8 protein-coding genes are annotated in these 7,502 nt (G+C 66.2%); 5 read left to right on the top strand and 3 right to left on the bottom strand.

The features are described from left to right. Nucleotides 1-149: 149 nt before the first annotated feature. A complete protein-coding gene (selD, locus tag RCH10_RS08140) occupies nucleotides 150-1,217 on the bottom strand; it encodes a selenide, water dikinase SelD (protein ID WP_409051981.1) in 1,068 nt (355 codons plus the stop codon). A 32-nt stretch (nucleotides 1,218-1,249) separates the two neighbouring features. Here selD and RCH10_RS08135 point away from each other — a divergent pair, with 32 nt between their 5' ends. From RCH10_RS08135 to mnmH, 5 genes are read left to right on the top strand one after another with little or no spacing between them, the layout of a single operon-like run. Beyond that, nucleotides 1,250-2,122: a putative selenate ABC transporter substrate-binding protein gene (locus RCH10_RS08135; RefSeq protein WP_409051980.1), complete on the top strand. Its 873-nt coding sequence runs from the start codon at nucleotides 1,250-1,252 to the stop codon at nucleotides 2,120-2,122. Continuing rightward, nucleotides 2,119-2,919, top strand: coding sequence for a phosphonate ABC transporter ATP-binding protein (locus tag RCH10_RS08130; RefSeq protein WP_409051979.1), 801 nt, complete (start codon nucleotides 2,119-2,121; stop codon nucleotides 2,917-2,919). The genes RCH10_RS08135 and RCH10_RS08130 overlap by 4 nt, the downstream gene beginning before the upstream one ends. Then, nucleotides 2,916-3,770, top strand: a complete 855-nt coding sequence (locus RCH10_RS08125; RefSeq protein WP_409051978.1) for a PhnE/PtxC family ABC transporter permease — start codon at nucleotides 2,916-2,918, stop codon at nucleotides 3,768-3,770. Before RCH10_RS08130 ends, RCH10_RS08125 begins: the two co-directional genes overlap by 4 nt. Next, the gene (gene phnE, locus RCH10_RS08120) at nucleotides 3,767-4,573 is read left to right on the top strand and encodes a phosphonate ABC transporter, permease protein PhnE (RefSeq protein WP_409051977.1); all 807 of its coding nucleotides are present in this window, start codon (nucleotides 3,767-3,769) and stop codon (nucleotides 4,571-4,573) included. The genes RCH10_RS08125 and phnE overlap by 4 nt, the downstream gene beginning before the upstream one ends. Further along, nucleotides 4,566-5,609, top strand: coding sequence for a tRNA 2-selenouridine(34) synthase MnmH (gene mnmH, locus RCH10_RS08115; RefSeq protein WP_409051976.1), 1,044 nt, complete (start codon nucleotides 4,566-4,568; stop codon nucleotides 5,607-5,609). Before phnE ends, mnmH begins: the two co-directional genes overlap by 8 nt. Here mnmH and fdhD read toward each other — a convergent pair. Both fdhD and RCH10_RS08105 read right to left on the bottom strand, forming a co-directional pair. Next, the gene (fdhD, locus tag RCH10_RS08110) at nucleotides 5,606-6,514 is read right to left on the bottom strand and encodes a formate dehydrogenase accessory sulfurtransferase FdhD (protein ID WP_409051975.1); all 909 of its coding nucleotides are present in this window, start codon (nucleotides 6,512-6,514) and stop codon (nucleotides 5,606-5,608) included. The genes mnmH and fdhD overlap by 4 nt on opposite strands. Before the next feature lie 33 nt (nucleotides 6,515-6,547). Continuing rightward, nucleotides 6,548-7,492 (bottom strand): LysR substrate-binding domain-containing protein, encoded by a 945-nt coding sequence (locus RCH10_RS08105; protein ID WP_409051974.1) that lies wholly within the window; start codon nucleotides 7,490-7,492, stop codon nucleotides 6,548-6,550. Nucleotides 7,493-7,502: the final 10 nt, after the last annotated feature.

The following is a 7,502-nucleotide window of genomic DNA, read 5'->3' as shown; positions in this document are numbered from 1 at the left end:
GCAGGAGGTTGATCCATGAAGACATGGCTCAACCAAGGCGCCTCCGGCGGCCTGGCAGGGGCCTGAAAACAGATGAGAAATCAGGCGAGACAGAGTTCAATCAACCCGCCTCGAAACACAAAAATTCAGACACTCCCGGCGTTCACGGCTCAGAAGTGGACCCGCAGACCCGCAGACCCGCTCTCGATCCGCCCAACAACAGCAGCGCCGCCAAACCCTTCGGCCCTGAACACCTCCAGCACAACGTCCACCGCTTCTGCCGAACAACTCACCAACAGCCCCCCCGAAGTCTGCGGATCACTCAACAGACTCTGCGCAGTCTTCGGAAGTCCCTCCGCCAACTGGACATCAGCGCCGTAGCCTTCCCAGTTCCGCCCCGAAGCCCCGGTCACGAAGCCTTCAGCCACCATCGCTTCGACGCCCTCCAGCAGCGGCACCTTCGACCACTCGATCACGGCAGTCAGCCCCGCACCCCGCGCCAGTTCCAGCACATGGCCGGCCAGGCCGAAGCCGGTCACATCCGTCAGTGCATGCACGCCGTCGAGTTGCGCCAGTGCGATCCCTGGCGTGTTGAGCTTGGTCGTCGTGTCGATCAATTGCCGATATCCGGCCTCTGACAACTGCTCCTTCTTCAGCGCCGCCGACAGCACGCCGACGCCGAGCGGTTTGCCGAGGATCAGCACATCGCCGGCCTTGGCGCCGGTATTGCGGCGCACGCGATCGGGATGCACCAGGCCCATCACGACCAGGCCGTAGATCGGCTCGACCGAATCGATGGTGTGGCCGCCCGCGATGGGGATGCCGGCCGCGCGACACACGTCCTGGCCGCCGCGCACGATCTCGCCGATGACTTCGACGGGCAGCTTGTCGATGGGCATGGCGACCAACGCCAGCGCCATGATGGGTTTGCCGCCCATGGCGTACACGTCGCTGATGGCGTTGGTGGCTGCGATGCGGCCGAACTCATACGGGTCATCGACGATCGGCATGAAGAAGTCGGTGGTCGCGATGAGCGCCTGTTCGTCGTTCAGGCGGTACACGGCGGCGTCGTCGGCGGTCTCGATGCCGACCATCAATTCCTTCGGAATCAGTCCGCTGCCGCCGCTCTTTAGAATTTGCGACAGCACACCCGGCGCGATCTTGCAGCCGCAGCCGCCACCATGAGAAAAGTTCGTGAGGCGCAGCGGCGCCAGCGGGTTCATCAGCGTTGGTTTCATGACGTGCATTATCTAAGCAGGACATTTCCCCCATGAAGACATTTCCCCACGTAATCGCTCGTTTCGTGCTCGCGTTTTCCGTTTCGTTCGCAGCCCTCGGTGCGCTCGCCCAGAGCGCCAACGTGCTGCGCGTGTCCGCCATCCCCGACGAAGCGCCGACCGAGCTGCAGCGCAAGTTCACGCCACTGGGCGACTACCTGAAGAAGGAAACGGGCATGGACGTGGTGTTCACGCCCGTGACCGACTACGCCGCCGTGGTCGAGGGCCTCGCCTCCAACAAGATCGACTTGGCGTGGCTTGGCGGCTTCACCTACGTGCAGGCGCGCATTCGCACCAACGGCGGCGTGGTGCCGATCGTGCAGCGCGCTGAAGACGAGGTGTTCACCAGCAAGTTCATCGTGCCGATCGACAGCACCGCGAGGACGCTGGCCGACCTCAAAGGCAAGACTTTCGCTTTCGGCGCGCCGTCGTCGACTTCGGGCAGCCTGATGCCGCGCTACTTTTTGCTGCAGGCCGGCATCGACCCGGAAAAAGACTTCAAGACGGTCGCGTTTTCGGGCGCGCACGACGCCACCGTGGCCTTCGTGGCCGCGTCGCGCGCCGAGGCCGGCGTGCTCAACGCATCGGTGTGGGACAAGCTGGTGGAGTCCAAAAACCCGAATGCCGCCAAGGTGCGCGTGCTGGCGACCACGCCGCCTTTCTACGACTACAACTGGACGGTACGCCCCGGCATGGACCCGGCGCTGCAGAAGAAGCTGACCGATGCCTTCCTGAAGCTGGACCCGGCCAATCCGGCACAGAAGGAAATCATGGGCCTGCAACGCGCCAGCAAGTTCATTCCGACCCAATCGTCCAACTACGACAGCATCGAGACCGCTGGCAAATCGGCTGGCCTGATCAAGTGAGCGTCGCGCTCGACGGCGTCGGTTTCGTTCATGCCAACGGACACCGTGCGCTGACCGGCATTTCGCTGTCGGCGGGTGCCGGCGAAAGGCTGGCGGTGATCGGGCCTTCGGGCGCAGGCAAGACAACGCTGATGCGCGTGCTGGGTGCGGCCCTTCATCCGGTCGAAGGGCGTGTCGCGGTGCTCGACGTCGATCCCTGGAAACTGTCGCCGTCCGCGTTGCGCAAACTGCGCGCACGCATCGCGACCGTGCACCAGGCGCCGCCCATCGCGCCGCGGCTGCGCGTGGTGACTGCGGTGCTGTCGGGGCGCTTGGGGGAATGGACGCTGCCGCGCGCCATTGCGTCGCTGTTGCACCCATCGGACATCGCCGGCGCGCACGAAGCGCTGACGCGCGTGTCGCTCCAGGACCGGTTGTTCGACCGCTGCGACCGGCTCTCCGGCGGGCAGTTGCAACGCGTGGGCGTGGCGCGGGCGATGTACCAGCGACCGGCGTTGCTGCTCGCCGACGAGCCCGTTTCCGCCCTCGACCCGACGCTGGCAGATGCCACGCTGCGCGAGTTAGTCGCGCAGAGCGAAGCGACCGGTGCCACCTTCATCGCCTCGCTGCATGCGGTCGACCTGGCACTGCACTGGTTCCCGCGCATCGTCGGCATGCGCGAAGGGCGCGTCGTGTTCGACAGGCCGAGGGACGAGGTCACGCAGGAGATGTTGACGGCGTTGTATGCGAACGAGCACACCGCGCAAGGCGCTGCCGACAGCGCAGTGCCGATGCATCTCGCAGTCTGCCGCGCATGACTATCCCGGTGCCTATCCCGGCACGCGCCCCGGAGCGCACTCTGCGCGATCCGCTGGCGCAGCGTCGCCTCGGCTGGCTCGTCTTAGCGCTGGTGTTGTGCTGGCCAATGCTGCAGTTGGCCGAGTTCAACCCGGCTGCGCTGTTCGCGCCCGGCAACCTGTCGGTCATGAGCGGCTTTCTGGCGGGCTTCTTTCCGCCATCGACCGAACCCGAGTTCCTGAAGCTGCTACAGAAGGCAACGCTCGAAACGGTGGCGATGGCGACTGCCGGAACAGCCCTTGCCTTCGTCATCGCAGCGCCGCTCGCCTTCATCACCACGCGGGCGCTGTCGGTGTCGCGCATCGGGCCGGGGCCGGGCCGGGTGCGATCTGTGGTCGTGCGGCAAGCAGGCCGATCGGTGCTGATGGTGCTGCGCGCCATTCCTGAAATCGTCTGGGCGCTGATCTTCGTGCGCGCACTCGGGCTCGGCCCCGCCGCGGGTGTGCTGGCGCTGGCCATCACCTACGGCGGCATGCTGGGCAAGGTTTACTCGGAGATCTTAGAGTCGACCGACACGCGGCCCGCGCGCGCGCTACTCGAAGGCGGCAGCGGGCGCGTTGCCGCGCTGCTCTACGGCCTGTTGCCCAACACCGGGCAAGAGCTGGCGTCGTACACCGTCTATCGATGGGAATGCGCGGTGCGCGCGTCGGTGGTGATGGGCTTCGTCGGCGCCGGCGGGCTCGGCCAGCTGATGGACCAGTCGATGAAGATGCTGGCCGGCGGCGAGGCCAGCAGCATCCTGCTGGTGTTCCTGGCGCTCGTGTTGTTTGCCGACATGCTGAGCACCCTGTTGCGCAAGCTGCTCGCATGAGCGCTTCTCCTGACTTGCCCCCCCCGCCATCGCCTTGCCTGCGCTGCTGGACGGCCATCGGGCTGGTGCTCGTGGCGGTGGTCGCCAGCTTCGTCTATCTGGGCATCGACTTTCGCGCGCTGGGCTCGGGCGAATCGCTGCGGCTCATGGCGAAATTCATCGCCGAGTTCTTTCCACCGGACGTGTCGCCGGCGTTCTTGGGCAAGGTCGGCTGGGGCACCCTGCAGACGCTGGCGGTGTCGGCCGTCGGCACGCTGCTCGCGGCACTGGTCGGCGCGGTGCTGGCCTTGCCTGCCTCGGGCCGCTGGGGCGTGGTGCCGCAGAGCGCGACGCGCTTCTTGCTGAATTTCTTGCGCAGTGTGCCCGAGTTGGTCTGGGCTGCGCTGATGGTGCTGGCGGCCGGCATCGGGCCTTTTGCCGGCGCGCTGGCGCTGGCGCTGCACACGACCGGCGTACTCGGCCGCCTCTTTGCCGAAAGCCTTGAGAACGCGCCGCGCGAACCCGAACAGGCGCTGGTCCTTGCGGGCTCGGGCAGCATCGCCGCCTTCGGCTACGCAAGTTTGCCCATCGTGATGCCGCAATGGCTGGCCTATACGCTGTACCGTTGGGAGATGAATATTCGCATGGCCGCAGTGCTCGGCTTTGTCGGTGGTGGCGGCTTGGGGCAACTTTTGTACTTTCACCTTTCGATCTTTCAACAACAACAGGCGATGACCGTGCTGATCGCGATGTTCGTGCTCGTGGCCATCGTCGATTTCGCGAGCGCCCGGTTGCGGCGCGTTCTGGGGCCAGCCTATGCATAGAAAACCCACCGAAGTCGGCGACCGCAAGACCTTCGAAACGGTCATCGATGCCCGCTCGCCTGCGGAGTTCGCGCTCGACCATATTCCGGGCGCCATCAACTGCCCGGTGCTCGACGACGACGAGCGACGCATCGTCGGCACCATCTACAAGCAGACCGGCGCTTTCGAGGCCCGGCGCGTGGGTGGCGCGATGGTCGCGGCCAACCTGGCAAAGCATCTGCGCGAACAGTTCGCCGACAAGCCGGCCAAGTGGAAGCCGCTGGTCTATTGCTGGCGCGGGGGCTTGCGCAGCGGGTCGATGGTCAGCTGGTTGCGGCTGGTCGGCTGGGACGCCAAGCAATTGGCCGGCGGCTACAAGAGCTTCCGGCGCGAGGTGCTGACACTGATCGAAACGATGTCGCCGCAGCTCGACCTGCGCATCATCTGCGGGCCGACCGGCAGCGCCAAGACGCGCGTGCTGCAAGCCATGGCTGCGCGTGGTGCGCAGGTGTTCGACCTGGAAGATTGCGCGCGCCACAAGGGGTCGCTGCTCGGCGCGCTACCCGGCATCCAACAGCCATCGCAAAAGCACTTCGAGACGCTCATCGCGACGGCGTTTGAAGCACTCGATCTGTCGAAGCCGCTGTATGTCGAGGGCGAGAGCGCACGCATCGGGCGGTTATCGGTGCCGATCCCGTTGGTCGGCAATATGCGGGCGGCGCCGTGTATCGAGATCGAAGCCAGTGCCGAAGCCCGCCTCGCCTATCTGCTGCGCGACTACGCGTACCTCGGCGATGACGCAGAGTTGCTGGCAACGCAGCTCGGCAAGCTCAAAGAGGCGCAGGGCAAGGAGACGGTGGCGCGTTGGCAGGCATGGGCAAGGGGCGGTGAGCTGTCGCCGTTGTTCGCTGAATTGATGGCACTGCACTACGACCCGCACTACGAGAAGTCGCAATCACTGCACTTCGCGCAGTGGACCGGGCGTGCCAAAGTGCCTGCGGCGGAGTTGTCGGCTGAAGGGATCGACCGGGCGGCAGAAGCGGTACTGGGGCTTTAAGCGCCCGATGCATAGAGCACTGCGCGCGGCGCACGGCACAAGCCCCACAGCCGAAGGCCGGTGAGTTCGGCCATGCGCACGCCCATCGCGGTGGGCGCCGAGATGGTCGCCATCGCGCTCAATCCCAATCGCGCGCACTTGCGCACCAGCTCGTGGCTGCCGCGGCTCGACATCAGCACGAAACCTGGCTCGCCCAGCTGCCCGGTTTGTGCGAGGTGGCCGAGCAGTTTGTCGAGCGCGTTGTGACGGCCGACGTCTTCCATCACTTCGATGAGATCGCCTTCGATCGTGGCCCAGCCGGCTGCGTGAATGGCCCCGGCTTCGCGGTTCAGCGTCTGCCGCGGCGGCAGCGCTTCGAAAGCCCGCAGCACGGTCGAGAGGTCGATGCGCTCGATCCAGTCGCGCGGTGGCAATGGCAGCGGCGTGAGGTCGAGCGCCGCAAAGCTTTCGACGCCGCAGATGCCGCAACCGGTGCGGCCCGCGAGGCTGCGGCGCCGGTCTTTCAGGCGCTCGAAGCTGCGCGTCGAAATATCGAGCTGCACTTCGATGCCGGGCATGCCGTCGGGCAAGCCAGCATCGCGCGCCGCGATCGACACGACCTCAATACCGCGGCAATCGGATGCAGTGTCGAGGATGCCTTCGCTCAGTGCAAAGCCGAGCGCGAAGGCTTCGAGGTCTTGCGGCGTCGCCATCATCACCGCGTGCGAAACGCCGTTGAAGACAAGTGCGACGGGCACTTCGGCGGCGAGCGTGTCGTCGCGCACCAGGCCCTCGGCGGGTACGGATTTTTCGCCGTAGACGCGAACGGCGCGGCGCTCGACCGGTGGGATCGACACCTCGCCGGAAGCGTTGCGTCGTGCGGTGGCCGAGGTGGGGACGGTGAGAGCGGTGGCTGGAACTGACATCGTCGTCACGATAGCCGAACGGCGCGTCGTCTGCTACGCGTCCAGCGCGCCGCTGTGCTGGGCGACCTGCGCCTTCCACTCGGGGGTTTGCAGCAATTCGAGCGCCGCTCCGAGCGCGCGTGACGGCCGCACGCCGTCTTGCGTCAAAAAGCCGATCGGTGTGCGCACTTCAGGCTCGACCAACGGCAATGCCTCGAGCTCGCGCAACCCGCGCACGGCAGCGACCATGGCGCCCGGCAGCACGCTGCACACGTCACCCGCGATCACCGCGAGCGCCAGCGCCAAGACGGAGTTGGTCTCGATCGCCGGCGCGAGTTCCACGCCGGCCTCGCGCAGTGCCAGATCGATGATCGTGCGGTTGTGCATGTCGGGCGTGAGCAGGCACAGGGGCAGCGCGCCGGCATCGGCCCATCGCATCGGTGCGCCGATGGCGAGCTTGTCTTTCGAAGGCTTGGCCGCGCGGCGCAACAGGTAGTAGTGCTCGATGCTCTGCGGCCAGGCGGTGAGCTTCACGTTTTTCAGCCGCATGCGTTCGGTGTAGCCCAGCGCGAGGTCGAGCGACAGGTTCTCCAGGCCCATTTCGAGTTGCTGCGAGCTCATCGAAAGAACCGTCGGCACGATGCCCGGCTGCCGCTGCTGGAGCATCGCGGCAAAGCGTGCCAGCATCGGAATGGCGGTGGGCACCGCCGCCATCCGCAGGTTCCCGCGCGGGTGCGCCTCGTCGCTGCGCAGTTCCTGCTGCAGCACCTCGTTGTCGCGCAGCATGCGCTGGCCTGTCGCCAGCACGCGCTCGCCTTCGTGCGTAAGGCCGACATACGCGCGGCCCCGCTTGACGATGACCACGCCGAACTCGTCTTCGAGTGCGCGCAATGCGTTCGACAACGCCGGCTGCGTGATGTGCGACGCCTCGGCCGCCCGGCCGAAATGGCGGTGCTCGCTCAACGCGACCAGGTAGCGCATCGAGGCGAGCAGGTTCATTGCTTCGACG

Origin of the sequence: Variovorax sp. GrIS 2.14, from assembly GCF_046115955.1 — a bacterium.
GTDB lineage: Bacteria > Pseudomonadota > Gammaproteobacteria > Burkholderiales > Burkholderiaceae_C > Variovorax.
This window is presented reverse-complemented; position numbering and strand designations above follow the sequence as displayed.